The organism is Streptomyces sp. NBC_00690 (genome assembly GCF_036226685.1).
GTDB lineage: Bacteria > Actinomycetota > Actinomycetes > Streptomycetales > Streptomycetaceae > Streptomyces.
In genome coordinates this window covers 3435169-3460510 of the sequence record NZ_CP109009.1, presented here as the reverse complement: position 1 = coordinate 3460510, position 25342 = coordinate 3435169, and the positions used below count along the sequence as shown (strand labels likewise).

19 protein-coding genes and 1 other RNA gene are annotated in these 25342 nt (G+C 69.1%); 16 read left to right on the top strand and 4 right to left on the bottom strand.

What is annotated here, in order from left to right:
• Positions 1-3 precede the first annotated feature (3 nt).
• On the bottom strand, positions 4-1365 hold the full coding sequence (locus OID54_RS15195; RefSeq protein ID WP_329019712.1) for an ABC transporter substrate-binding protein: 1362 nt from the start codon (positions 1363-1365) through the stop codon (positions 4-6).
• A gap of 147 nt (positions 1366-1512) precedes the next feature.
• A complete protein-coding gene (locus OID54_RS15190) occupies positions 1513-4722 on the bottom strand; it encodes an FtsK/SpoIIIE domain-containing protein (RefSeq protein ID WP_329019708.1) in 3210 nt (1069 codons plus the stop codon).
• Between the two features lie 503 nt (positions 4723-5225).
• Here OID54_RS15190 and OID54_RS15185 point away from each other — a divergent pair.
• The 4 genes from OID54_RS15185 (at position 5226) to OID54_RS15170 (ending at position 10983) form a co-directional block, all read left to right on the top strand.
• Positions 5226-6968 carry a serine/threonine-protein kinase gene (locus tag OID54_RS15185; protein WP_329019705.1) on the top strand — a complete coding sequence of 581 codons (1743 nt, stop codon included), beginning with the start codon at positions 5226-5228 and terminating at the stop codon, positions 6966-6968.
• Between the two features lie 145 nt (positions 6969-7113).
• On the top strand, positions 7114-8370 hold the full coding sequence (locus OID54_RS15180; RefSeq protein ID WP_329019702.1) for a protein kinase domain-containing protein: 1257 nt from the start codon (positions 7114-7116) through the stop codon (positions 8368-8370).
• A 137-nt stretch (positions 8371-8507) separates the two neighbouring features.
• Complete coding sequence (gene prfB / locus OID54_RS15175; protein ID WP_329019699.1) at positions 8508-9614, top strand: peptide chain release factor 2; 1107 nt, start codon at positions 8508-8510, stop codon at positions 9612-9614.
• A gap of 628 nt (positions 9615-10242) precedes the next feature.
• Positions 10243-10983: a hypothetical protein gene (locus OID54_RS15170; RefSeq protein ID WP_329019694.1), complete on the top strand. Its 741-nt coding sequence runs from the start codon at positions 10243-10245 to the stop codon at positions 10981-10983.
• A gap of 215 nt (positions 10984-11198) precedes the next feature.
• Here the strand turns inward: OID54_RS15170 and OID54_RS15165 are convergent, their stop codons facing one another.
• Positions 11199-11390 (bottom strand): hypothetical protein, encoded by a 192-nt coding sequence (locus tag OID54_RS15165; RefSeq protein WP_329019691.1) that lies wholly within the window; start codon positions 11388-11390, stop codon positions 11199-11201.
• A 316-nt stretch (positions 11391-11706) separates the two neighbouring features.
• Here OID54_RS15165 and ftsE point away from each other — a divergent pair, with 316 nt between their 5' ends.
• From ftsE to OID54_RS15120, 9 genes are all read left to right on the top strand, one after another.
• Entirely contained in the window at positions 11707-12396 is a 690-nt protein-coding gene (gene ftsE / locus OID54_RS15160; protein WP_329019689.1) for a cell division ATP-binding protein FtsE, read from the top strand.
• A gap of 67 nt (positions 12397-12463) precedes the next feature.
• Positions 12464-13384, top strand: a complete 921-nt coding sequence (gene ftsX / locus OID54_RS15155) for a permease-like cell division protein FtsX (RefSeq protein ID WP_329019684.1) — start codon at positions 12464-12466, stop codon at positions 13382-13384.
• A 68-nt stretch (positions 13385-13452) separates the two neighbouring features.
• A complete protein-coding gene (locus OID54_RS15150) occupies positions 13453-14613 on the top strand; it encodes a S41 family peptidase (RefSeq protein ID WP_329019682.1) in 1161 nt (386 codons plus the stop codon).
• An 18-nt stretch (positions 14614-14631) separates the two neighbouring features.
• Positions 14632-15111, top strand: a complete 480-nt coding sequence (gene smpB / locus OID54_RS15145) for an SsrA-binding protein SmpB (protein WP_329019679.1) — start codon at positions 14632-14634, stop codon at positions 15109-15111.
• Positions 15112-15222: 111 nt separating this feature from the next.
• Positions 15223-15617, top strand: a transfer-messenger RNA (tmRNA) gene (gene ssrA, locus OID54_RS15140).
• A gap of 296 nt (positions 15618-15913) precedes the next feature.
• Positions 15914-17152 (top strand): serine hydrolase domain-containing protein, encoded by a 1239-nt coding sequence (locus tag OID54_RS15135; protein WP_329019675.1) that lies wholly within the window; start codon positions 15914-15916, stop codon positions 17150-17152.
• Between the two features lie 143 nt (positions 17153-17295).
• Complete coding sequence (locus OID54_RS15130; RefSeq protein WP_329019673.1) at positions 17296-17898, top strand: CGNR zinc finger domain-containing protein; 603 nt, start codon at positions 17296-17298, stop codon at positions 17896-17898.
• Positions 17899-18114: 216 nt separating this feature from the next.
• Entirely contained in the window at positions 18115-18702 is a 588-nt protein-coding gene (locus OID54_RS15125) for a sigma-70 family RNA polymerase sigma factor (RefSeq protein ID WP_329019670.1), read from the top strand.
• Positions 18699-19628 (top strand): anti-sigma factor family protein, encoded by a 930-nt coding sequence (locus tag OID54_RS15120; RefSeq protein ID WP_329019667.1) that lies wholly within the window; start codon positions 18699-18701, stop codon positions 19626-19628. Before OID54_RS15125 ends, OID54_RS15120 begins: the two co-directional genes overlap by 4 nt.
• Before the next feature lie 59 nt (positions 19629-19687).
• Here the strand turns inward: OID54_RS15120 and OID54_RS15115 are convergent, their stop codons facing one another.
• Positions 19688-19870, bottom strand: a complete 183-nt coding sequence (locus tag OID54_RS15115; RefSeq protein WP_329019664.1) for a hypothetical protein — start codon at positions 19868-19870, stop codon at positions 19688-19690.
• Positions 19871-19885: 15 nt separating this feature from the next.
• Here OID54_RS15115 and OID54_RS15110 point away from each other — a divergent pair, with 15 nt between their 5' ends.
• The 3 genes from OID54_RS15110 (at position 19886) to OID54_RS15100 (ending at position 24833) form a co-directional block, all read left to right on the top strand.
• A complete protein-coding gene (locus tag OID54_RS15110; protein WP_329019661.1) occupies positions 19886-22120 on the top strand; it encodes a HelD family protein in 2235 nt (744 codons plus the stop codon).
• Positions 22121-22818: 698 nt separating this feature from the next.
• Positions 22819-24252 (top strand): NAD-dependent malic enzyme, encoded by a 1434-nt coding sequence (locus OID54_RS15105; protein ID WP_329019658.1) that lies wholly within the window; start codon positions 22819-22821, stop codon positions 24250-24252.
• A 299-nt stretch (positions 24253-24551) separates the two neighbouring features.
• On the top strand, positions 24552-24833 hold the full coding sequence (locus tag OID54_RS15100) for an HU family DNA-binding protein (RefSeq protein WP_004571953.1): 282 nt from the start codon (positions 24552-24554) through the stop codon (positions 24831-24833).
• The last annotated feature ends 509 nt before the right edge of the window (positions 24834-25342 follow it).

The window sequence follows — 25342 nt, the reverse complement described above, 5'->3', positions numbered from 1 at the left end:
CCCCTAGCCCTGGTACGCCTTGGCCGCTTCGGACTCCAGCTGCTGCTGAATACCCGTGATGTCCTTCGGATTCTTGAGGAAGTCCTGAAGGGCCTTCCAGAATCCCTTGCCCGGAGTACCGCCGAAGGACTGCGGCATCTGGTCCGACATGTCGAATCGGAAATCGTCGCCCGATGCGATCAATGCCTTTGCGATGTCGCGGAGTACGTCATTGGGATACGCGGCCGGGTCCAGCGCCTTGTTGGGCGAGAGGAATCCCCCCGCCGCGGCCGAGATCGCCGCCGCGTCGGGTGAGGCCAGGAAGGTCAGCAGCGCCTGGGCGCCCTTGCTGTCCTTCAGCGCCACCGCCGCGTCCCCGCCCGTGACGACCGGTGGTTGTGCTCCCACCGCGGGGAAGGGGAAGACCTTGGCATCCGTGCCGATCTTGGCGTCCGTCTGGGCGATGTTGACCGAGACGAAGTCACCCTCGAAGACCATGGCCCCCTTGGGCTGGTCACCACCGGTGAACGTCTGGGTGACGGATGCCGGGAACTCGGTCTGGAGCGCACCGCTGGCCCCGCCCGCGATTAGGCTCGGCTTGCCGAAGAGTTGCGCCAGGGCCGTCAGTGCCGCCTTCACGGAAGGATCGGTCCACTTGATCTCGTGCTTGGCGAGTTGGTCGTACTTCTCGGGCCCGGCCTGCGAGAGGTAGATGTTCTCGAACCAGTCGGTCAGCGTCCAACCGTCAGCGCCCGCCACCGAGACGGGGGTGACCCCCGATGCCGAGATGGTTTCGGCGGTGGTCAGGAATTCCTTCCAGGTCTTCGGTTCCTTGGCACCCGCATTGTCGAAAGCGGCGCTGTTGTACCAGACGAGCGACTTGTTGGCGGCCTTGTAGTAGACGCCGTACTGCTCGCCCTTCACCTGGCCGATCTTCTGCCAGCCGGCCGAGTAGTTCTTCGCCAGTTCCGCTTTGGCCGCCGACCCGACGGGTTTGGCCCAGCCGCGCTGTACCGCCTGTTGGATGGCGCCCGGTTGGGGCAGCAACGCCACATCGGGCGGGCTGCCACCGGCGATCTTGGTGCCGAGGAAATTGACGATCGGGTCCTGTGCCGGGACGAAGGTGACTTCGGCCCCCGTGCGTTTCTCGAACTCGTCCAGGACCTTGACGAAATTCTCCTGCTCGGGCCCGCTCCAGACGGCCGCGACTTCGACCTTCTCCCCCTTCAGTTGGGGAAGTTGAACCGTCGAGGTGGGCGCGGTGTCCTTGGCTTCGCCAGATTTCTTTGGAGTTCCCCCGCCATCGCCACCGCATCCAGCCACCGTGAGCGCGACGACCGCGGTTAATACCGCCGTGGCCCTGCCCGTACGAAGAGTTGTGTGCATTGCTGCCCCGTCTCTTGCGTGCGTTCCCATTGAGCGACAGGTCTACGCCGGGTCCAGCAGCGTCGCAATACCGCCGTCGGGCCGCGGCGGGCTTTTGTGATCCCCCTGTGACGTCATGCCCCCTCGAAGGGCTTTAATACGTGCCCGTCAAGGATGAACAGGAGTCAGCGGCGGCAGGGCTCGTGCGTCCACCAGGCTGGCGGCCCGCTCCAACGCACTCGCCAGCAGGGCGAGATCGGTTGGCCCGTTGCCCAACTCGCGTACGGGACGGCGGGTCGGCGGGTCTCCCATCCGCTCCCACTCCAGGGGGACGACAGTGGGGCGCAAGGTGGCCGTACGAGGGATGCGCCCGGTGACCCGGCCGCTGTGGAACGGTGTCTCCCGCCCGTCGCGGTGTCTCAGGCGACCCCGCCCCGGGGTGGGCTCCTGGGGGCCCGGTGCGGCCGGCGGCGCATCCAGGACGGCCCGCAGCCGCGTCCCGCGGGCCAACTCGGTGTCGGCGGTGTACTCGGGACGGGCCGAGGTGGCGACCAGATGGACGCCGAGCCGCTCGCCGTCACGGGCCACGGCCTCCAGCGCCCGCACCACCGAACCGGCCGCCGGGCGCCCGGTACTGCCCAGCGCGGGGGCCACCAGCGCGTCGTAGTCGTCGACCAGCACCACCAGTTTGGGCAGCGGTCGTTCGGCGGTGGGAGCGGTCGGGGTCCGACCACCGGGGCGCAGCCGCAGGGTGCCGCTCGGAGGGGATTCGAGGTCTCCACGGGCGGAGGTTCCGGGGGCAGCCGCGGGCGGATAGGAGGGGGCAAACTGCCCCTGGGTGCCCGACGGGCGCTGGCCAGCCGTACGCCCGCTCGACCGTTCATCGGCGAAGTTTGTGGACCCGAGGATCTCCGCCCGCCGCTTCAGCTCCGCGCCGAGCGCCTGGGCGAAGGCGCGCATCCGCACCGGATCGTTGGCGATCAGGTGCTCACAGGCGTGCGGCAGTTCGGTACAGACGCCGAGGCCGTCGCCGCGCTCACCGCCCGCGCCGTCCACGAGCAGCAGACCGAGGCGGTCGGGGCGGGCGCTGGCGGCGAGGGACGCGGCGATGGACCGCAGCAGTTCCGTACGCCCGCTCCCCGGAGGCCCCTCGATCAGCAGATGGGGACCGTCCTTGACGAGGTCCACGGCGAGTGGCCCCCGAGGACCCGCACCCAGTACCGCGGTCCCGTCCGACCACCTGTTTGCCGGTTGATCGGTCGCGGACCTGCCGTTCTGCGGGGGTACGTCGGCGGCCGATGCCCAACGTGCCATCAGCGAGGCGGGCGTGGCACGGGCGAGCCCCAACTCGTCCAGCAGGCGGGCCGAGCGGGGCAGGGCGGCAGCCGCTCGTCCGGTGCCCGGGTCTGCTCCCGCGGGCCCTTCGGTGCGCAGCGGCGCCAGCGCCCGGGCGAAGCGCTCCGCCCAGGCCGCCGACACGGCGTCCACCGTGGCCAGCGTGCCCTGGCCCGCCGGTAGCCCACCGGCCGTCCGCAACAGTCGCAGTGCCGTCGCCACATCTCCGCTGAGCATGGCGACCGCTCCGCACTCACGGAAGGCGAGCGAGGCCGCGCACGCCGTCTCGTAGGTCGCCGCGATCGGTGAGTTCGGCGATGCGGCCGGGGTCTCCGCCAGCACGATCAGATGGATTCCGGTGGCCCTGCCGACGCTTGCGAGCCGCGCCGTCGCCTCCCGCAGTGCGGCGGAACCCGGGTCCCCGTCGACGATGACGACGGTGTGCCCGCCGACGTGGTGCGCGGCGGCCTCCGCCACAGCCTGGGGGTCGGCACTGGGCCAACCTGGTCCCCACGGGCCGTCGTCGAGCCGGCGCGTCAACTCGGCCGTACGCGCGGCGGCCTGCTCGCGGTCGTAGGCCAGCAGGAGCCGGCAGTCCTGGCCGCGGGCCGGGCGCAGATGTGGCAACCAGCCCAGCCAGGCCCACTCCGCGCGGCGTTCCTCCAGGCTGCGCGAGCGATCCGCGCTGATCAGCACGATCTCCAGCTCGGCGGGGCAGTGGGCGGCGGTGAGCTGCGCCAGGGCCCAGCGGGCGAGCCCCGCCAGCCGCGTGCGCGGCCCGGCGAGCCCCAGAGAGCCGGCCTCCCTGAGTCCCACGGTGACGGGTACGGAGGGCAGTCCGTCGCGGTCGTCGGTCCCGAGTCGCAGAACCAGGGACTCGGGGTGTCCCGGGCCGCGCTCCCAGAGCCGGGGGCCGGGTCCGAGTGCGGTGAGCAGGACGGCAGCGGGATCGGGCCAGCGCTCGGCCGCGGCCGGGCCCGGCCGCTCCGACCGGGCGGCGGGCACGGATCCCGCTGGCGGCCACGGTGGGGGAGCGTCGGCAGTTGCGGCGCCCTCCGTACCCTCCTTGCCACCCGTCAGTCGCCGCGCCCACGCCCCTATCCCGCGTTTGCGCCCGCCGCGCACCTCGTGGTGGCCGGGTCCGCGCGGTCCTTCGGGGTGGTCGGACGGTTCGAGGTCCAGGAGGTGGGGAGGGGGCGAGCCGGCTGTCGCGGGTTGCTCGGGTGTGAACTGCGCTGGCACTCGCCCTGGGGGCGCGAACGCTCCGGCCGGTCCTGGCTCGCCGTGCTGCCCGCCGCCTTCCGTCGCCTCCGGGTGCTCGGCCCGGCTCGGGTCGTCGTCGGTGAGGTGTGCGCAACCGGGGTCGGGGACCCGCAGGTGTCCCTCGCCGTCCGGGTCGGTCGGCAGTGCGGGCGCCGGGGTGCCCGGCGCCAGCCGCAGGGCGGACTCGCCGAGCCGCAGCAGGGCGCCCGTGCTGAGCCGGGTGGGGCGGGAGCCGACCGGTCTGCCGTCCAGGGTGGTGCCGTTGGTCGAGCCGAGGTCGGCGACGGTGACCCGGCCGTCTTCCGCGACCGTCACCGAGCAGTGCAGCCGGGAGACGTCGGGGTCGTCCAGCGGTACGTCGGCGTCGGCGGAGCGCCCCACGCTGATCTGTCCGCCGTGCAGGAGGTGGACCCCGCCGGCATCCGGACCGGCGACGACGTGGAGTTGCGCGGATGCGTCCGTTCCGGGGGGCTCTGCCTCACCCGGGAACTGGAGGGACAGCACGGCGCCGTCCACCAGTGGTGGTTCGCCGAGGATGCGGCGCTGCGCGTCGAGCCGTTCCTGTCCGGCGTACAGCACGACGGCGGCACCGGATATGTCGGAGCCTGCGGCGGCGGTCGCCAGACCGGACGCCACGGCGGCGAGGGCCGTCCCGGCGGGTGCGGTGACGAGCACGTCGCAAGCGCGGGCACGGGCCGGTCCGGCCTGTCCTGCGACGGCTCCTGCCACCGTCGCGGACTGCCCGCCGCGTGGCGCGAGAACGGTCAGCCGGATCTGCATCGCCGTCTGCAATCCCTTCAGCACGGGGTGCCCGGCAGGGGAGCCGCCTCCGATGGCCCCCACCCGGCAGGTCGGCACGGAACACGAGGGCTCCCGTCCCACGGCTCCGTGCTGGGGGCATCCTCGCACCTGCATCTGACAACGCGCCCGGCAACCGGCGATAAGTGATCTTGAATGATCCTATCCGGGCGGAAAAGTGCCTGGTTGGGTCCAGGACGGACACTGTGGTGTTGTCTGCCGGTCCCTGCGTTCGGGTACGACATGCGCCGTCGGCAACCTTCCGTGCGGCTCCGGCGTCTTTGCTGCGGACGACCCCGGTGTAGCCGCACACGGCGCGACCGGCGTGAACCCGCCGGTGCGCCGCAGGACGGGTCCTGCGAAGGAACACCTGTGGACAACCGACCGGCGACTTGTTGGCCGGCATTAAAGTGGGTCGGACACCCGGGCGGCGCCACCGTGGGCCCGGACCACGCAAGGACCACGATCAGCAGGGAGCGCATGACGTGCGGCCTGTAGGCAGCAAGTACCTCCTGGAGCAGCCACTCGGCCGCGGAGCCACCGGCACCGTTTGGCGTGCCCGGCAGCGCGAGACCGCGGGCGCCGAAGCGGCGGTGCCGGGCCAGCCCGGCGAGACGGTCGCGATCAAGGTCCTCAAGGAGGAGCTGGCGAACGACCCGGACGTCGTGATGCGCTTCCTGCGCGAGCGCTCCGTCCTGCTCCGGCTGACGCACCCCAACATCGTGCGCACCCGCGACCTGGTCGTCGAGGGTGACCTCCTCGCCCTCGTCATGGACCTCATCGACGGCCCGGACCTGCACCGCCACCTCCGGGACAACGGCCCCTTCACCCCGGTCGCGGCCGCCCTGCTGACCGCACAGGTCGCCGACGCCCTCGCGGCCAGTCACGCCGACGGAGTCGTCCACCGCGACCTCAAGCCGGCGAACGTCCTGCTCAAGACGGACGCAGACGGTCAGATGCACCCGATGCTCACCGACTTCGGCATCGCCCGCCTCGCCGACTCCCCGGGCCTGACCCGGGCCCATGAGTTCGTGGGCACCCCGGCGTACGTCGCGCCCGAGTCGGCCGAAGGCCGTCCCCAGACCTCAGCCGTCGACATCTACGGCGCCGGCATCCTGATGTACGAGCTGGTCACCGGACGGCCGCCGTTCGCCGGTGGCAGTGCGCTCGAAGTGCTCCACCGACACCTCAGCGAGGAGCCGCGCCGTCCCACCACCGTGCCGGAGCCGCTGTGGACGGTGATGGAGCGGTGTCTGCGCAAGGAGCCCGACGAGCGCCCCAGCGCGGTCAACCTGGCCCGTGCGCTGCGCACCGTGGCCGCAGGTGTCGGGGTCCACTCCACCGGCGCCCAGGTCGACGCCGCCCTCGGGGTCGCCGCCCTGCTGGCTCCCGATCCCTCACCCACCCGGGTTCCCGAGACACCGGGCGCAGCCGACCCGACGCAGGTACTGCCCAGCGGTAGCCCGAGCGGCCCCCGGGCGGGCTACGACCCGAACGCCGCTACGAGCGTCATGCAGCAGACCGGCTCCCCTGCGGGCGCCGCCGACCCCACGAGCGTGCTCCCGCGCGGTGGCGCGCCCGATCCGACCTCGGTGATGCCGCCGGTGCCCCCGCGTCCCGAAGGCACCCCGGGCGCTCAGGACCCGCACCCCTGGCAGTCGCAGCTCCAAGCCGCCCGCGATCGCAATGACCAGACGCAGGTCCAGTACCTGGACCCGAGTCAGGACCCGCTGCGCCGCCGCCCCCAGCGTCAGCCGCAGCAGCCGCCCCAGCAACCGCCACAGCAGCCCCACCAGCAGTACGCGCCGCCGCAGCCCCAGCCCCAGCCGCGTCAGCAGCCGCGCCCTCAGCGCCAGCAGCCGCGTCCCCAGCCCCCTCAGCGCCAGCAGTACGCGCCCCAGCCCTACGCACCTCAGCCAGCGCAGCCACAACCCCAGCAGCCCCAGCCGCCCGCTCCGCGCCCGCCCCGGCAGCGCAGCGCCAACCCCATGCGGATCCCCGGGCTCGGCTGCCTCAAGGGGTGTCTGTTCTCGGTGTTCATGCTGGTCGTCGTCTGCTGGATGATCTGGGAGCTCACTCCGGTTCAAGGCTGGATCGCGGAGGGCAAGAGCTTCTGGACCGCGATCGGTGACGGCATCACCAGTGTGAAGGACTGGGTGAACGAACTCGGCGCGTCCGACCCGGCTGCGAACGAGCCGAGCACCTCCGACCCGGGCAGCGGCCAGTAGCCGCAGCCAGCGGCTGCCGAGTGGTTTTGTCGACTTCCGCGGGTAAAAACCACCCGCGGAAGTGAAGGTTGGTGCCATCCGGGGCGCGCGGGTGCCCTCACCACGCGTACGTTTATGGACAACGCCAGCCGCTGAGGGAGCAGTCTTGGCACGGAACATCGGCAGCCGGTACACGGCTCACCAGATCCTCGGTCGCGGCAGCGCAGGCACGGTCTGGGCAGGTGAAGGGCCTGACGGCCCCGTCGCCATCAAGCTGTTGCGCGAGGACCTCGCCTCCGACCAAGAACTGGTCGGACGCTTTGTCCAGGAGCGCACGGCCCTGCTCGGCCTCGATCACCCCAGCGTGGTCGCCGTCCACGACCTCGTCGTCGACGGCAATGACCTCGCCCTGGTGATGGACCTCGTCCGGGGCACCGATCTGCGCACCCGTCTCGACCGGGAACGCAGACTCGCCCCCGAAGCCGCCGTCGCGATCATCGCGGACGTCGCAGACGGGCTCGCGGCGGCCCATGCCGCCCATGTCGTCCACCGGGACGTCAAACCTGAGAACATCCTGCTCAACATGGAAGGGGCACTCGGCCCCGGCGGCGCCCACCCCGCGCTCCTCACCGACTTCGGCGTCGCCAAGCTGATCGACACCCCGGGCCGCACCAAGTCGACCCGCATCATCGGCACCCCGGACTACCTCGCCCCCGAGATAGTCGAGGGACTCCCACCGCGGGCCGCGGTCGACATCTACGCCCTCGCCACCGTCCTGTACGAACTGCTCGCGGGCTTCACCCCCTTCGGCGGCGGCCACCCGGGGGCGGTGCTGCGCCGCCATGTCACCGAGACGGTCGTGCCGCTGCCCGGCATCCCGGACGAGTTGTGGCAACTGATCGTCCAGTGCCTGGCCAAGGCACCCGCCTCCAGGCTGCGCGCGTCCGAGCTGGGCACCCTGCTGCGCGATCTGCTCCCGCTCCTCGCCGGCCTGCCGCCGCTCGACGTCGACGAACCGGACTCCGAACAGCCCTTGGACTCCTACGAGGAGCCAGTGCCCGAGGCCCCTGGCGAGGTCCGCCGACGCGGCGCCGTACCGCTGGTCCCCGGTGCCGCACCCGCCGACTCCAACCGGGACACCCACACCTCGATGCGCGTCCCCGCCCCCGACGAGCTCGCGGGCGGAGCACACGGCACCGCTCGTGCGCCGCGCAGCCCGGGTCAGCCCCGCCCCGGCTCGGCCCGCAACAAGCCGGGCAAGGCGGGCGTCCGTTCCAGCGCGGTCCGTAAGAGGCGGATCACCCTCGGTGTGGCCTCGCTCGCGGTCATCACCGCGGTGAGCATCGGCGGCTGGTTGGCGACCGCCGACGGCGAGCCCGCATCGCCCCCGAAGGACTCCAAGTCCTCCACCGCAGAGCCCTAGGTCGCAGCCCACACAGGGACCGACACCTTCTGTTCTGTGCCGGGCCCGCCCCGACACGGGCGGCCCGGCGAGCCCCTGAGAGCGTCTGCGGAGCCCTCGCGGGCCGGTATGTCGCGGCCAGCCGTTACGCTGGACCCGTGGCAGTCGTCGATGTATCCGAAGAGCTGAAGTCCCTCTCCTCGACCATGGGGTCGATCGAGGCCGTCCTGGACCTTGAGAAGATGAGGGCCGACATCGCCGTGCTTGAGGAGCAGGCAGCGGCCCCGTCGCTGTGGGACGACCCCGAAGCGGCACAGAAGATCACCAGCAAGCTCTCGCACCTCCAGGCCGAGCTGCGCAAGACCGAGGCGCTCCGGAGCCGGATCGACGACGTGGCCGTGCTCTTCGAGCTGGCCGAGGCAGAGGACGACGCGGACACCCTCGCCGAGGCCGAGTCCGAGTTGACCAATGTCCGCAAGGCCCTGGACGAGATGGAAGTGCGCACGCTTCTGTCCGGCGAGTACGACGAGCGCGAGGCCCTGGTCAACATTCGTGCCGAAGCCGGTGGCGTCGATGCCTCGGACTTCGCCGAGCGGCTCCAGCGCATGTATCTGCGGTGGGCCGAGCGACACGGATACTCCACCGAGATCTACGAGACCTCGTTCGCGGAGGAGGCCGGCATCAAGTCGACCACCTTCGTGGTGAAGGCGCCCTACGCCTACGGCACCCTCTCCGTTGAGCAGGGCACCCACCGTCTGGTCCGCATCTCGCCCTTCGACAACCAGGGTCGCCGTCAGACGTCCTTCGCGGGCGTCGAGGTGCTGCCCGTGGTCGAGTCGAGCGACCACGTCGAGATCGACGAGTCCGAGCTGCGCGTGGATGTGTACCGCGCTTCGGGCCCCGGCGGTCAGGGCGTCAACACCACCGACTCCGCCGTCCGCATCACGCACATCCCCACCAACATCGTCGTCTCCTGCCAGAACGAACGCTCGCAGATCCAGAACAAGGCGAGCGCGATGAACGTCCTTCAGGCGAAGCTGCTGGAGCGCCGCCGCCAGGAGGAGCAGGCGAAGATGGATGCGCTCAAGGGCGACGGCGGCAATTCCTGGGGCAACCAGATGCGGTCGTACGTCCTACACCCCTACCAGATGGTCAAGGACCTCCGGACGGAGTTCGAGGTCGGCAATCCGCAGGCCGTTCTGGATGGCGAGATCGACGGATTCCTGGAGGCGGGCATCCGCTGGCGGAAGCGTCAGGAGCGCTAAGAAGTGTTCGCAGAGTAGCGTCGTCCGCGGAGCGCGCTGCGCGGAGTAGCCGTAGAACATGATGCCGACCCCTTCAGTTCCGAGGGGTCGGCATCATTGCGTGATAACGGGTTTCGAAGAAACGACCGATGCGTGTACGAGTGCACCTTCCGCCCGGGACCCCGGGGCGCCCGTACGTAGTTCGGGGTGTTGGTGCATCGTTTCCGCTTGCCGGCTTTCTACGGTGCGTAGCGGGAATGGTGGCGTTACGCCCTCAGCCCATTCGACGGTGTGTGAGTGCAGCTCACGAGGGCGCAGGGTCGGTGGGGTTGCCCGGGGCTGATGTTGAATTCGCGCTCGCAAGTGGTGCATTGGGCCTTCACTCGCTTTGTCGATAAGGCAATCCCTAGCTCATAGGTCGTCAGTTTGCTTGTGTGTCACAGTTGTATCCCCCCTGGTCAGGCAAGCCGCCTTATACCGGACATCGCACGCGCAACCGCCTTGACGGGTCCGCGAAAACTGGGAAAGCTGACGCGCGGCAGACGCATTTCCGGGGCTCGTGTGTGACGGGGGAAGAGTCCAACTCCCTGTAGCCGACACCCTGGCGCGCTGCACTATTTGACGAATAGCTACTGGGGGTAGCAGCTACATGACGAAGAAGACGCGCATCCGCGTGGCGCGGATCGTCGCCGGCGCGGTGATCGCTGCCGGTGCGTCGCTGACCGCCGCGGGTGTTGCTTCGGCCGTCGGCGCCGACGTCGACGCTGGAATCGGTATTGACGCACGGCTCGACGGTGACCCCACCGGGGACCCGACGACCATCCCGACCGACCCCGGTCCCACTGACCCCGGTCCGACCGACCCGGGCCCGACGGACCCGGGTCCCACTGACCCCGGCCCGACTGACCCCGGTCCCACGGATCCGGGTCCCACCGACCCGGGCCCGACTGACCCCGGTCCCACGGATCCAGGTCCCACTGACCCCGGTCCGACCGACCCGGGCCCGACTGACCCCGGCCCCACGGATCCAGGTCCCACCGACCCCGGTCCGACCGACCCGGGCCCCACGGACCCGACCCCCAACCCCACGAAGCCCGGCGGGACCACGAACCCGGGCGGGACGACGGGCGCCAATACGGGAGGCGGGGGTGACGACGGCGACGCCGGCACCTGCACCGTCGACCTCGACGGCGCCGAGTGCACCGACAACACCGACACCAACAACGCGGGCTCGCAGCCGGTCGAGCAGGGCAAGGCCCAGGAGGAGCTGGCCGAGACCGGCGCCCTGGAGACCACCTACCTGGTCATCGGTGCCGCAACCATGATCGCCGGCGGCATCGGCTTCCGTTTCCTGCCCCGCCTCGTCGGCGGCGGGCGTGCAGCAGTCTGATCCGGATGAGGTATGGACGCGCCTTCTGACCCGAAGGCGCGTCTGACCTCGGTCAGCGAAAGCTGATCGACATTCGTGACATCAGGTGCTGATGCACAGAACACCCGTCCTAGCGCACCACACGGTGCACCCGGACGGTTCCGCTCAGTGAGAAGGGCCCGGGGTGTGGCACAGCACCCCGGGCCCTTCTGCGCACTGTGGAGGCTTCGGCGACCTCAAGCCGTTTGGGACGCCAGTAGGGCCAGTGCCGCCACGAGCAGCACCAGCAACGTCAACAGGGTCGCCGGATTCACTCCGCCGAACGGGCCCTCTTGCTGGAGCCGCTCGCGGTTCGCCCGGCAGACCGGGCAGCGACCCTCGGTGACGGGGGCCGCGCAGTTGGCGCACACCAGTCGGTCATAGGTCATGCGCTCTCCTCCTCCCGCGCGCCGGCGCCGCAGACGCGGACCGTGAGCACAGATCTTTTGGGACAACGCTTCAGGAAACGCGACTGTTCCCCTACCACTGTGCCAGCTCGCGCGCCTTTCGGCGCGCCCCGTCCGCTCGCATAAAGTCCGCATAAGGGCGCACGCGTTCCCCGTTCGTCCGGATCGATGGGTTCGGTGAGGCAAAGTAATGGCTGAAGTACGGGACAAACCGCACATCCCCGGCTGCTGGCTGCCTCTGCTACCCGCGTTCGCGTAGTGTCACGCACACCTACTCCCGGCCGACCGTGGTGCACCCGTGATCCGATTCGACAGAGTCTCCAAGAGCTATCCCAAGCAGAACCGCCCGGCCCTGCGCGATGTCACGCTCGACATCCAGAAGGGGGAGTTCGTCTTCCTCGTGGGCTCGTCCGGTTCCGGAAAGTCGACGTTCCTGCGCCTGATCCTGCGCGAGGAGCGCGCCAGCGAAGGGCTGGTGCACGTCCTCGGGAAGGACCTCGCCCGGCTCTCCAACTGGAAGGTGCCCCATATGCGGCGCCAGTTGGGCACCGTCTTCCAGGACTTCCGGCTGTTGCCCAACAAGACCGTCGCGGAGAACGTGGCGTTCGCGCAGGAGGTCATCGGCAAGCCGCGCGGTGAAATCCGCAAGGCGGTCCCCCAGGTCCTCGATCTGGTCGGCCTCGGCGGCAAGGAGGGCCGGATGCCGGGTGAGCTCTCCGGCGGTGAGCAGCAGCGCGTCGCGATCGCCCGGGCCTTCGTCAACCGCCCGATGCTGCTGATCGCGGACGAGCCCACGGGCAACCTCGACCCGCAGACCTCGGTCGGCATCATGAAGCTGCTCGACCGGATCAACCGCACCGGTACCACCGTGGTGATGGCGACCCACGACCAGAACATCGTCGACCAGATGCGCAAGCGTGTGATCGAGTTGGAGCAGGGACGTCTCGTACGTGACCAGGCGCGCGGCGTCTACGGCTACCAGCACTGAGCCGCCCGCGGTCGTGGCCGCGGGCTGTGAGTCAGTAAGAGCAGCAAGGAAAGGCTGAACGCACGCGATGCGCGCCCAGTTCGTACTGTCGGAGATCGGCGTCGGTCTCCGTCGCAATCTCACCATGACCTTCGCCGTCATCGTCTCCGTGGCCCTCTCGCTCGCGCTCTTCGGCGGTGCGTTGCTGATGAGTCAGCAGGTCAACACGATGAAGGACTTCTGGTACGACAAGGTCAACGTCTCGATCTTCCTCTGCAACAAGAACGACGCGAAGACCTCGCCGCGCCAGTGCTCCAAGGGCGCCGTCACCACGCAGCAGAAGCAGCAGATCAAAGCGGATCTCAAGAAGATGGACATCGTGGAGACCATCCACGAGGAGACCGCCGAGGACGCTTACAAGCTCTACAAGGAGGAGTACGGGGACACGCCGATCGCCGCCACGATCACCCCGGACCAGATGCAGCACTCCTTCCGGGTCAAGTTGAAGGACCCGGAGAAGTACAAGGTCGTTGCCTCCGCCTTCGACGGTCGGGCGGGCGTCCATTCCGTACGGGATCAGCGCGACATCGTGGAGAACCTCTTTGCCCTGATGAACGGGATGCGGGTCGCGGCCCTGTGCGTCATGGCCCTGATGTTGGTCGTGGCGACGATGCTGATCGTCAACACCGTCCGCGTTTCTGCGTTCAGCCGTAGGCGTGAGACCGGCATCATGCGATTGGTCGGCGCGTCCAGTTTCTACATCCAGATGCCGTTCATCATGGAAGCGGCCTTCGCCGGACTCCTCGGTGGTGCGGTCGCCTGCGCCTTCCTGCTCCTGGGCCGTTACTTCCTGGTCGACAACGGCCTTGCGCTCTCCGAGAAGATGCAACTCGTGGAATTCATCGGCTGGGACGCCGTATTCACCAAGTTGCCGCTCGTTCTCGCCATCAGTCTGGTGATGCCCGCGCTTGCGGCCTTCGTTGCTCTGCGCAAGTACCTCAAGGTGTGACGAGCGCCCCGTGCGTCGTGCGGGGCAACCTCCGTACGACGCCGTTCGCTTGTCCTAGACTCAGCGCCATGTCGGGCCCGGAATTCTGTCCATCGCCCCGCCGCATTCGCCGCGGGGCGGCTCTGACATTGGTTTTTGCGACCGTTCTCGCGACCGCTGCGGCCACCAACGCCCTGCCCCGGGAGGGCGAGGCGGAACATCCCCGTGCCCTCGCGGTCCACCCCGCAGGTGCGACCGTCGTACAGGAGGCCGTCGCGCGTGCCGCCGCCGAGGCGGTGGCCGAGGGCAAGTCCGGTGCGAAGGCGGCCGAAGAGGTCGTCAGCCGTAGCGGCGACCGCTGGGGCGCGGTCTACGACCAGCAGGAGTACGAGAAGTTCCAGCAGGCCCTGGACGGCGAGTACACCGGCGTCGGATTGTGGGCGCGTCGCTCAGGGGATGGCCGGGTGGAGGTCTACAAGGTCCAGCCCGGTGGACCTGCGGACCGTGCGGGCATCAGAGCCGGCGACCGTCTCCACGCCATTGACGGGCGGGTCATCGATGACCGGCCCGTCACCGATGTCGTGGCCCTCCTTCGTGGCAAGGACCGCACCACCGTCGCCCTCGGTCTGGAGCGTGCCGGTCGCGACTGGACGAGGACGCTGACCCGCACCACTTTGTCCACCGAGTCCGTCACCGTGCAGAAGCTCAAGGGCGGTGCGGTGATGATCAAGGTCGCGGCCTTCACCCGGGGCTCGGGAGCCCGGGTGCGGGAGGCCGTGCGGGCCGCGCCCGGCGGCGCGGGGGTGCTGCTCGACCTCCGCGGCAACGCCGGCGGTCTGGTCACGGAGGCCGTCGCCGCGGCCTCCGCCTTCCTCGACGGCGGTCTGGTGGCCACCTACGACATGCGGGGCAAGCAGCGGGCCCTCCACGCGGACCCCGGGGGCGATACGGAACGCCCCGTGGTCGCCCTGGTCGACGGGGGCACGATGAGCGCCGCCGAACTGGTCACCGGGGCGCTGAAGGACCGGGGCCGGGCCGTGACGGTCGGTTCCCGCACCTTCGGCAAGGGTTCGGTCCAGATGCCGAGCACCCTCCCCGACGGTTCGGTCGCCGAATTGACCGTCGGCCACTACCGCACCCCCTCGGGCCAGAGCGTCGACGGACAGGGCATCACCCCGGACCTCGCCGCCGACGAGGGGGCCGAGGAACAGGCGCAGTCAGTATTGAGTGGCCTCGGTACGGGGTCGTAGTGCGAAAATGGCCGCACTATGGCTAAGGAAAAAGGGCGCAAGCTGATCGCGCAGAACAAGAAGGCGCGGCACGATTACCACATCATCGACACCTACGAGTGCGGTCTCGTGCTGACCGGTACCGAGGTGAAGTCCCTGCGCCAGGGGCGGGCGTCCCTGGCGGACGGCTTTGTTCAGATCGACTCCCACGAGGCGTGGCTGCACCACGTCCACATCCCGGAGTACAGCCAGGGCACCTGGACCAACCACTCCGCGCGCCGCCGCCGGAAACTGCTGATGCACCGAGCGGAGATCGACAAACTGGAGTCCAAGTCCCAGGAGACCGGTCATACGATCGTTCCTCTGGCGCTGTACTTCAAGGACGGCCGGGCCAAGGTCGAGATCGCGCTGGCGCGCGGCAAGAAGGAGTACGACAAGCGCCAGACGATGCGTGAGCGCCAGGACCGGCGCGAGGCGGACAAGGTCATGTCGGCGGTGCGCCGCCAGCAGCGGGCCTGATCTGCGCCCTTCGGGCGAGGCCGCACGGAATACGCTGGCACCCGCCCGCGTTGGTCACGTACGATGGGCAGCAGTCCTCCACAGCGGGGACGTGCATTGAAAAATCAACATGGGGATGATCGGTTTCGACAGCGGATGTCGAAGCAGGAGAAGCGAGCCGAGGAAGCGGCAATGATCTCGTAAACCATATGTCGCAACCAATAATCGCCGATTCTAAGCGCGATAACTCCGAAGCCTTCGCCCTCGCTGCCTAATAAGCAGTAAGAGCGAACCTTCACTCATGGAGCGTTAGCCCGGGGCTGTTCCCGACCCGGTTCCTAACGTCATCAAGGGAACTAAACCTCTAGGCCCGGTCACGGGGTCCTGAGGGAAATCAAACAGTGACTGAGCCCGTCGGAGACTTGTCCGCGTGATCTCCGGGGCTGAGAAAATCGCAGCGGACTGCGCTCGGAGAAGTCCTGATTCTGCACCGTTGGACGCGGGTTCGATTCCCGCCATCTCCACCACCCCATGTGTATAAAGACCCTCTGACCTGCGAGAACTTCGCCAGGGCAGGGGGTCTTTTGCATGCCGGGGCGAGCCTCGTGGACGTTCTGGGCCAGGTGCTTGGCCTCCGGGGCACTTCACCGACTTGGCAGCTAATCGCCGCCGGGCCCGCAGGTGTAGATCCTTATCCGAAGCAGATCCCTCTGGACCTGTGCCACATCCGGTGCAACCTTCCTGGTGCCCCCGTGCGTAGAGCCGGTGGCTGCGCCCGCATTCCGCGGCGCGGCTCGCTCTGATGCACGGGAGAAGAACTCACATGGTCTCAGGAATGGTGGGCAAGGGCACGGCGCTGGGTGCTGCTCTGCTGGCTCCGCTGGTCGCCCTCGTCCCCGCGCAGACGGTGTCCGCCGCGCCCTCGACGGCTTCGACCACCGTCACCCGGGCCGCATCCGCCACCTCCGACCTCACGGCCCTGCGCGAAGCCCTGCGGAGCGCGCTCGCCCTCGGGGCTCCGGGCGCGATGGCCCGGGTCGACGACAACGGCACCGTCCACAAGGTCACCGAAGGCATCGGCGACCGGGGCACCGGACGGGCGATGAGCGCGGACGACCGCTTCCGCGTCGGCAGCGTGAGCAAGTCCTTCACCTCGGTGGTGCTCCTCCAACTCGTCGACGAGGACAAACTGACCCTCGACGCCCCCGTCAACACCTATCTGCCGGGCCTGCTGCCGGACGACCGGATCACCGTGCGGCACCTGCTGAGCCACCGCAGCGGCCTGTACGACTACACGAACGACATGTTCGCCGCGACCGTCCCGGGCTTCGAAGCGGTACGGAATCGGGTCTTCAGCAATCAGGAGCTGGTCGACCTCTCCCTCGCGAAGCCCAGGACCGTCCAACCGGGAGCCGCGTACGCGTACTCCAACACCAACTTCGTGGTCGGCGGCATGCTGATCGAGAAGCTCACCGGCCGATCCGTGGCCAGCAACTTCAAGAAGCGGATCATCAAGCCGCTGAAGCTCTCCAGCACCTTCTACGTCCACCCCAGGACGACCATCCCCGGTCAGCACATCAAGGGCTATCTGCGGCCCGACGAGGCCGGTGCCCCGCTGGTCGACTCCACCGAGCAGACCGTCTCGTGGGGGCAGAGCGCGGGCGCCGTCATCTCCAGCGCCAAGGACCTGAACACCTTCTTCTCCGCACTGAACCGCGGCGAGGTGATCTCCGACGCCCAGCTCTCGCAGATGCAGCAGTGGACGACGGTCAACAGCACCCAGGGCTATGGGCTGGGGCTGCGCCGACGGGACCTGTCCTGCGGGGTGTCGGTGTACGGCCACACGGGCACGGTCCAGGGGTTCTACACCTTCTCGTTCACCTCTGCGGACGGCAAGCGCTCGGTGACCTCGGTCGCCAACACCTCGAACAACGGTTCCGTCCTCAACACCCTGCCGCGCACGCTGGAAGCCGTCTTCTGCGGCGCTCCGGTCGCCAAGTCGGCGCGCAGCACGGCCCCCGCCGAGCGGGAGGACATCGCTCCTGACGTCGTGCGGGACTGAGGTCCCTCGGGCGAGCGGTCGGATCAGCTCCGGGAGGAGGGGTTCCGACCGCCCGTCCGGGCAGGCACTCTGGAGGGCGAAGAGCGGGTAGTGGCTCCCCGGACAGTGACCTGAGGCAGTGACCTTGAGGCGGTGACAGGCGGATGACGACCGATGCGACCGGTACGGCTGACTACGACTGGCGGTTCGACTCCGGACGCACCTGCCTGGACCTCATGGCGACATCGGCGCCGGGCGCCGGCCCCGAACTCCTGCTGAACCGGGGGTTCCTGGGCCGCTGGTTGCTCGATGCGGCTCTCCTCCCGGCCGGCACCCCGGTGAGCGTCGTGGACGGGCCGTGGGCCGACCGCTTCGTCGAACTCAGGCTGTGGATCGATCAACTGGTCCGGGCCGAGCTCGGCGGGCGCTTCGCGGACTCGGCCCTGGAGCGGGTCAACGCCCTGGCCACCGCTTCACCACCCTCGATCAGGGCGGTGCGCGACGGGAACGGCTCGCTCGTACGGACCCTCGGCGGCACCCCCGAATGCACGGCACTGCTCGCCGCGGTGGCCCGGGACGCGCTGGATCTGCTGACGGACCCGCAGGCGCTCTCCAGGCTCCGCCAGTGCGAGGGGGAGAGCTGCCGACGTATCTATCTGGACACGTCCCGGGGGCGCAGAAGGCGCTGGTGCTCCAGCGAGGTCTGTGGAAACCGGGAGCGAGTTGCCCGGCATCGACGCCGGGCAGCGGCCGTGGCCCGGGTTTGACGGGGCCTCAGCACCCTGACAAAGCGGCACCAAGGCGTTCATCCTCATCATATGAAAGACCGTCAACTGCCGCTATCCACAACAGAATAGGACCAGTCGACCCCTGGAAAGAACTTGAAACATTTTTGGCTCGGCATTGAATGACTCGACGCCCGCCCCCGTAGAGGAGGGGGACAAGAGTCAGCCGAAGTCAGGGTCTCGACCGGGAGGTTGCAGGTGCGCAAAGATGCGGCCGTGGCCGATGACCGTCCGCACAGGGCCCGCCATCGAAGCGAGAAGCCACGCTCGAATTCCTCTGTCCCCGACGAGGAACTCATGCGTGCGCTGTATCGCGAACATGCGGGTCCTCTGCTCGCCTATGTACTGCGCCTCGTGGCGGGAGACCGTCAGCGTGCCGAGGACGTGGTGCAGGAGACGCTCATCCGTGCCTGGAAGAACGCCGGTCAGCTCAACCGAGCAACTGGCTCTGTCCGACCCTGGCTGGTGACGGTGGCTCGCCGCATCGTCATCGACGGTCACCGCAGCCGGCAGGCCCGGCCGCAGGAGGTTGACCCGTCGCCGCTGGAGGTCATGCCCGCGGAGGACGAGATCGACAAGGCGTTGTGGCTGATGACGCTCGCAGATGCGCTCGATGATTTGACCCCCGCCCACCGGGAAGTACTTGTCGAGACGTACTTCAAGGGGCGTACGGTCAATGAGGCGGCCGAGACACTCGGCATACCCAGCGGGACGGTGCGGTCCCGTGTGTTCTACGCACTTCGTTCCATGAAACTCGCACTGGAGGAAAGGGGGGTCACGGCATGACCACGCCTGAGCCGGAATCCGTGCACGACGCCGTCGGCGCATATGTGCTCGGCGTACTCGACGACGCGGATGCTTCGGCGTTCGAGATGCACCTCGCGGGGTGCGATATCTGCGCGACCCACCTCGAAGAGTTCGCGGGCATGGAACCGATGCTCGCGATGCTCGCCGAGGTCCCTTCAGTGCCGTTCCAGGCGTCCGGGCCCAATGTGGTGAATCTGCCGGGGCCTCGATCCGCCGGATGGAGCGAGCCGTTCCCGCCGCCTTCGCCCGGTGGCTACCAGCAGCCCTCCAACGGGTTCCAGCAGCCTCCTCCTGCGTACCGGTCGACCTCGGCCGGGCACGAGCAGGCCAAGCCCATCCCGGTGGTGCCCGTCCCGCCCGGCCCCAAGGTGCTGAACGGCCTCCTCGACGAGGTCGCGACCAAGCGGGCCGCCAAACGCCGGCGCGGGATGTACATGATCGCCGCTGCCGCCGCCCTGATCATCACGGGACCCACGGTCGCCGTGCTGGCCACCGCGGACGACCCCCAGCACGGTCCCAAGGTCGAGGCCCATCCCACGTCCCCCGCCGAGGACGCCTTCTTCAACCACATGGAGGAGAAGATCGAGGCGACGGACATGACGACGAGCGTCACCGCCACCGTCGGGCTGGAGAAGAAGGGCTGGGGCACCCACACGGTCTTGGAACTCAAGAACGTCAAGGGGCCGCAGAAGTGCTCGCTGGTCGCCATCTCGAAGACCGGCGAGGAGGAGGTCGTGACCTCCTGGGCGGTTCCGAAGTGGGGATACGGCATTGTCGACAGTCCGCACAAGGCCGCGAAGAATCCGCTCTATGTGCACGGCGGAGCCGCCATGGAGCGCAATGAGATCGACCGTTTCGAGGTCCGTACCTTCGACAACAAGAAATTGGTAGAAATCGACGCCTGACAGAATCGCCCCCTTCGCGTACGGTTGACGGCTGCCCAGTGCACGTCAGAAGGGGGCCCTCAGTGGCCGCGCAGGAAGCCGCTGTCGACGCTGTTGATGCTGTCGACCAACACCCGAGCGATAGATCCGCCCGGGGCGGTTCGCTCCAGGACGACCCGCTCCAGTCGCTCCGGGATCGCGAAATCGACACCGAACAACAGCATCTGGACCAGGTCTACCGCCGACTGGAAGAGAACATCCATCAGGCGGAGTTCCTGATGCGTGACGCCGCAAAACTGGGCCAGGTCGGAACCCCCGGCGCCCTCGCCGAACGCGACGCGCAGGTATTTCGCGCCGGAGTCCATCTCAATCGGCTCAACAACGAGTTCGAGGACTTTCTTTTCGGCCGAATCGACCTCCTCCTCGGCAAGGACGGCAAGAAGGGTCCCGATGGTGCCTACACCTCCATCGAGCCCGCCGACGACGCCATCGGACCCCAGAACACCGCAAAGATCGCCGAGACCCTCCACATCGGTCGCATCGGCGTCCTCGAAGCCGACTACACACCGCTGGTGATCGACTGGCGAGCCCCGGCCGCCGCGCCCTTCTACCGCTCCACCCCAGTCGACCCGGGTCGCGTGGTGCGCAGACGGGTCATCCGGTCCAAGGGACGCCGGGTCCTCGGAGTCGAGGACGACCTGATGCGCCCCGAACTGACGGCCACCCTCGACGACGCGCCCCTGGCCGTGGTCGGCGACGGGGCGCTGATGGCCGCGCTCGGCCAGGCCCGCAGCCACACCATGCGCGACATCGTCGCCTCCATCCAGGCCGAACAGGACCTGGTGATCAGGGCCCCCGCCGCCTCCGTCACCCATGTGGAGGGCGGCCCCGGCACCGGAAAGACCGCAGTGGCCCTGCACCGGGCCGCCTACCTCCTCTACCAGGACCGCAGGAGGTACTCGGGCGGCATCCTGATCGTGTCCCCGACCCCGCTGCTCGTCGCCTACACCGAAGGCGTGCTGCCGTCACTGGGCGAGGAGGGACAGGTCGCGATCCGAGCGCTCGGCCATCTCGTCGACGGTGCCGAGGCCACCGCCTACGACCCGCCCGAGACCGCCCGGATCAAGGGCTCGGCCCGGATGCTCGCGGTGCTCCGCAAGGTCGCCCGCGGGGCGCTGGAGCGATCGGGCCCCACCGTGTCCGTACGCAACGGACAACTCGCCCTCGACGAGTCAGCCGACGCCGGCACCCCCGACCGGCTGCGCGTGGTCGCCTTCGGCCGCCGCATCGAGCTGGAGGCCGAGGAACTGCATCGCATCCGACACTCCGTCCTCAGCGGCACGGCACCGGTCAACCTGCTCCGCCCCCGGGCCCGGCGGCTGCTCCTGGACGCGCTGTGGGCGAAGTCGGGCGCCTCCGGTCGGCACACCGATCCGGAGCTCGCCGCCGAACTGCGCTCCTCCTTCGACGAGGACATCACCAGCGAGGACGCCTTCATCGCCTTCCTGGGCGCCTGGTGGCCAGAGCTCACCCCGCGTGGGGTACTGGCGGCCATGGCGGACGAACGACGGCTCGGACGCTGGGCCCGGCGCATCTTCACCCCCGGCGAGGTGCGCCGCCTCGCCCGTTCGCTACGGCGCGCCGGTACGGATGGCAAGGGACCGCTATCCGTCCATGACGTGGCGATCCTCGATGAACTCCACACGCTGCTCGGCACGCCGCACCGCCCCCGCAAGAAGCGGGAGCTCGACCCGTTGGACCAGCTCACCGGTCTGGAGGAACTAATGCCACAGCGGGAGGAGACCCAGCGGGAGCGCGCCGAACGGCTGGCCGCGGAGCGGACCGAGTACGCCCACGTCATCGTCGACGAGGCACAGGACCTCACCCCCATGCAGTGGCGGATGGTCGGGCGGCGCGGACGCCACGCGACCTGGACCGTGGTCGGCGACCCTGCCCAGTCCTCCTGGCCCGACCCCGAAGAGGCGGTCGCGGCGCGTGAGGAGGCGCTCGGCAGCAGGCCGCGCCGCCGCTTCCAACTGACGGTGAACTACCGCAACCCCGCCGAGATCGCCGAGTTGGCCGCCAAGGTGCTGGCGCGTGCCATGCCCGGGATGGAGTCGCCGACCGCGGTCCGCTCCACCGGTGTCGTACCGCGCTTCACCGCCGTGGGCGACGACGACCTCGGTTCCGTCGTGCGCAAGGAGACCGAGCGGCTGCTCGACCGGGTGGACGGCACGGTCGGTGTGGTGGTCGCCATGAACCGCCGCGAAGAGGCCGCGCGCTGGCTGGAGGGGCTGGGGGAGCGGGCGGTGGCCCTCGGCTCGCTGGAGGCGAAGGGATTGGAGTACGACGCGACGGTGGTGGTCTCCCCGGCCGAGATCGCGGGGAACACCGCGGCCGGTCTCAGGGTGCTGTACGTCTGTCTCACCCGGGCGACGCAGGAGCTGACCGTGGTGTCGGGGCGGCGCGACGCTCCCGACGGCGAGGGCGTGCCGGAGCTGCTGCGGGACTGAGGGGGCGGGTCCCGCGGAGGGGCGGTCACGGGCCCGAGGGGGCGGGTCCCGCGTGACCGCCCCCGTACGTCCCCTCCGTCTCTTCGTGCGTCTCCTCGTACGTGCCGTTGCGCGGGGCTTCCTACGGGCCTTCTTAGAGGCCGGTATGCGGGGCCCGTCCGCTCCGGTCCTTCGAGGTCACCCGAGCGCGCGCCGGGAAGGCCGCTCCCGCTGGCCCCGCTCCTCGATTCCGTACCGAACGGAGGCATCCTGGTGACTGACACGGAGTCAACGTGCGCGGGGGGAATCACTTACCGGGGTGGTTTGTTAGCCTGGTTGTGACACCGGCCCGATCCAAGCCCCCGGGCCCAACCTTCGTCGCTTCGAGCGACCACTTGCCGCGAGGCGAGCATGGCGGGTCGGTGTCATCTCTTCCTTTCGCTCCACCGTGAGGCCCACTTCACCCACCTGGTGACGTGGGCCTTTTCACATATGGGCCGGACGGAGCTCTCATGAGGTCCTCATAACGCCGGGTCCATCACCTGAACGGCCACATCGGGCCCGTGAATCTCGTATCGTGGAAGAGCGATTCCGGAAACAAAAGGACCATTATTACCTGCTACCCGCAGGTAGGTGCGACCATCAGAATGCATCCGCCGGGGGCTGCCCCCGCCGCGGAGGCATAGCAATGAAGCTAGGGAAAGCAGAGGAACCCGGTCATGGCAACGGCGCCCAGCGTCTCGTATTCGATGACGGTCCGGCTGGAGGTGCCCGCGAGCGGAACCGCGGTCTCCCAGCTCACCACGGCTGTGGAGTCCTCCGGCGGGTCTGTGACCGGTCTGGACGTGACCGCGTCCGGCCATGAGAAGCTGCGGATCGACGTCACCATCGCCGCAAGCTCCACCGCGCACGCCGAAGAGATCGTCGAGGGTCTGCGCGGCATCGAGGGAGTCATCCTCGGCAAGGTCTCGGACCGTACGTTCCTGATGCACCTCGGCGGCAAGATCGAGATGGCGTCGAAGCACCCCATCCGCAACCGTGACGACCTGTCGATGATCTACACCCCCGGTGTGGCGCGGGTCTGCATGGCGATCGCCGAGAACCCCGAGGACGCCCGTCGCCTCACCATCAAGCGGAATTCCGTCGCCGTGGTCACCGACGGCTCCGCCGTCCTCGGCCTCGGCAACATCGGCCCCAAGGCCGCCCTGCCGGTCATGGAGGGCAAGGCCGCCCTGTTCAAGCGCTTCGCCGGCATCGATGCCTGGCCGCTCTGCCTGGACACCCAGAACACCGATGAGATCGTCGCGATCGTCAAGGCCATCGCCCCCGGTTTCGCCGGCATCAATCTGGAGGACATCTCCGCCCCCCGCTGCTTCGAGATCGAGGCACGGCTGCGCGAGGCCCTGGACATCCCCGTCTTCCACGACGACCAGCACGGCACCGCGATCGTCGTCCTCGCCGCGCTGACCAACGCCCTGCGGGTGGTCAGCAAGGGCATCGGTGATGTCCGGGTGGTCATGTCCGGGGCCGGCGCCGCCGGAACCGCCATCCTGAAGCTGCTGATCGCGGCCGGCGTCAAGCATGCCGTCGTCGCCGACATCCACGGCGTGGTGCACGCGGGCCGCGAGGACCTGCGCGACGCCGCGGCAGACTCCCCGCTGCGCTGGATCGCGGACAACACCAACCCGGAGGGCGTCACCGGCACCCTGAAGGAGGCCGTGGCCGGCGCGGACGTGTTCATCGGTGTCTCCGCGCCGAACCTGCTCGGAGCCGACGACGTCGCCGGCATGGCGAAGGACTCGATCGTCTTCGCCCTCGCCAACCCCGACCCCGAGGTCGACCCGGCAATCGCCCGGCAGACCGCGGCAGTTGTCGCCACGGGCCGTTCCGACTTCCCCAACCAGATCAACAACGTCCTGGTCTTCCCCGGCGTCTTCCGCGGACTGCTGGACGCCCAGTCGCGCACCGTCAACACGGAGATGATGCTCGCGGCGGCGACAGCGCTTGCCGGCGTGGTCACCGAGGACGAGCTGAACCCGAACTACATCATCCCGTCCGTCTTCAACGACAAGGTCGCTGGAGCGGTCGCCGGAGCCGTCCGCACCGCCGCGAAGGCCGCTGCCGCCACTGTGACGGGTCCCACGTCTCCTTGAGCTACGGCGCGTCGCGAGATGCCCGGCCCTGACCGCCGATCTAGGGTGGCGGACCATGGCCCCAGTGGCTCCGAGGAGTTCCCACCCTGTGGACGGAACGTCACCACGACGTGGCAGTGGCGCTTTTCGTGTGACTCTGGTGGGTGCCGGATTGGCGTTCCCGCCGTTGGTGGGGGCAGGATGCGTAACTGGGCGCGAGGGTCTGACGTAGACCCTGGTCCGGGGACTGTCAGTGGGCCCTGGCAGCATCGGCTTCGATCTCACGCCTCATAGGCAAGAAGAAACACGGGAGTAAGAACATGAACCGCAGTGAGCTGGTGGCCGCGCTGGCCGACCGCGCCGAGGTGACCCGCAAGGACGCCGACGCCGTTCTGGCCGCCCTCGCCGAGACTGTCGGCGAGGTCGTCGCCAAGGGCGACGAGAAGGTCACCATCCCCGGCTTCCTGACCTTCGAGCGCACGCACCGTGCGGCTCGTACCGCGCGCAACCCGCAGACCGGCGACCCGATCCAGATCCCCGCCGGCTACAGCGTGAAGGTTTCGGCCGGCTCGAAGCTGAAGGAAGCGGCGAAGGGCAAGTAAGCGGTTACTGCTTACGCCACTTGGCGCTACAAGGGCGGCTCCCCGCGGGGAGCCGCCCTTGTGCATGCCATGCAAGGACCCTGTGCCGCCCGTGGACGCTCTCCCGCGAGACGGCCGACCCGGAGTGGGGCCCTGGGCGGGCCGGGGCTCCGTAGGCCCTGTTGAGCGCTTGGAGTCGATCGCAGCTCCCCGTTGGATCGGTCCTCCCACGGCGTAGGACAGGATCGGCCCCGTGTGCTCCCATGGCCGGCGCTGGGGCCATGGGGGTGTGGAGGGGCGTGGGGACCGAGCTCGAACCGGCTGTCGAACGGTTGTCGGGCCTGCCCTCGAACGCTCGTTGAATCGATCGTCCAGGCCCGAGAAAGGCACGTGGACTTCTGGGGCCGTCCCGCGGGCCATGGGCGTCAGCGTCCCTCGTGCAGGGCCTCGCTGAGGGCCTTTCGGGTGGAAACACGGAACGCCGGGTGGGCTGGATCATCCAGCCCACCCGGCGTTCATCACCGTGCGGA

Excerpts from the sequence above, each read along its gene's own strand:
- OID54_RS15170 (WP_329019694.1), top strand. The coding sequence starts at position 10,243 with ATGACGAAGAAGACGCGCATCCGCGTGGCGCGGATCGTCGCCGGCGCG.
- OID54_RS15165 (WP_329019691.1), bottom strand. The coding sequence starts at position 11,390 with ATGACCTATGACCGACTGGTGTGCGCCAACTGCGCGGCCCCCGTCACC.
- OID54_RS15190 (WP_329019708.1), bottom strand. The coding sequence starts at position 4,722 with ATGCAGATCCGGCTGACCGTTCTCGCGCCACGCGGCGGGCAGTCCGCG.
- OID54_RS15150 (WP_329019682.1), top strand. The coding sequence starts at position 13,453 with ATGTCGGGCCCGGAATTCTGTCCATCGCCCCGCCGCATTCGCCGCGGG.
- OID54_RS15115 (WP_329019664.1), bottom strand. The coding sequence starts at position 19,870 with ATGGATGTTCTCTTCCAGTCGGCGGTAGACCTGGTCCAGATGCTGTTG.
- OID54_RS15100 (WP_004571953.1), top strand. The coding sequence starts at position 24,552 with ATGAACCGCAGTGAGCTGGTGGCCGCGCTGGCCGACCGCGCCGAGGTG.
- smpB (WP_329019679.1), top strand. The coding sequence starts at position 14,632 with ATGGCTAAGGAAAAAGGGCGCAAGCTGATCGCGCAGAACAAGAAGGCG.
- ftsX (WP_329019684.1), top strand. The coding sequence starts at position 12,464 with ATGCGCGCCCAGTTCGTACTGTCGGAGATCGGCGTCGGTCTCCGTCGC.
- OID54_RS15110 (WP_329019661.1), top strand. The coding sequence starts at position 19,886 with ATGCGTGACGCCGCAAAACTGGGCCAGGTCGGAACCCCCGGCGCCCTC.
- OID54_RS15130 (WP_329019673.1), top strand. The coding sequence starts at position 17,296 with ATGACGACCGATGCGACCGGTACGGCTGACTACGACTGGCGGTTCGAC.
- OID54_RS15120 (WP_329019667.1), top strand. The coding sequence starts at position 18,699 with ATGACCACGCCTGAGCCGGAATCCGTGCACGACGCCGTCGGCGCATAT.
- OID54_RS15135 (WP_329019675.1), top strand. The coding sequence starts at position 15,914 with ATGGTCTCAGGAATGGTGGGCAAGGGCACGGCGCTGGGTGCTGCTCTG.
- OID54_RS15195 (WP_329019712.1), bottom strand. The coding sequence starts at position 1,365 with ATGCACACAACTCTTCGTACGGGCAGGGCCACGGCGGTATTAACCGCG.
- OID54_RS15105 (WP_329019658.1), top strand. The coding sequence starts at position 22,819 with ATGGCAACGGCGCCCAGCGTCTCGTATTCGATGACGGTCCGGCTGGAG.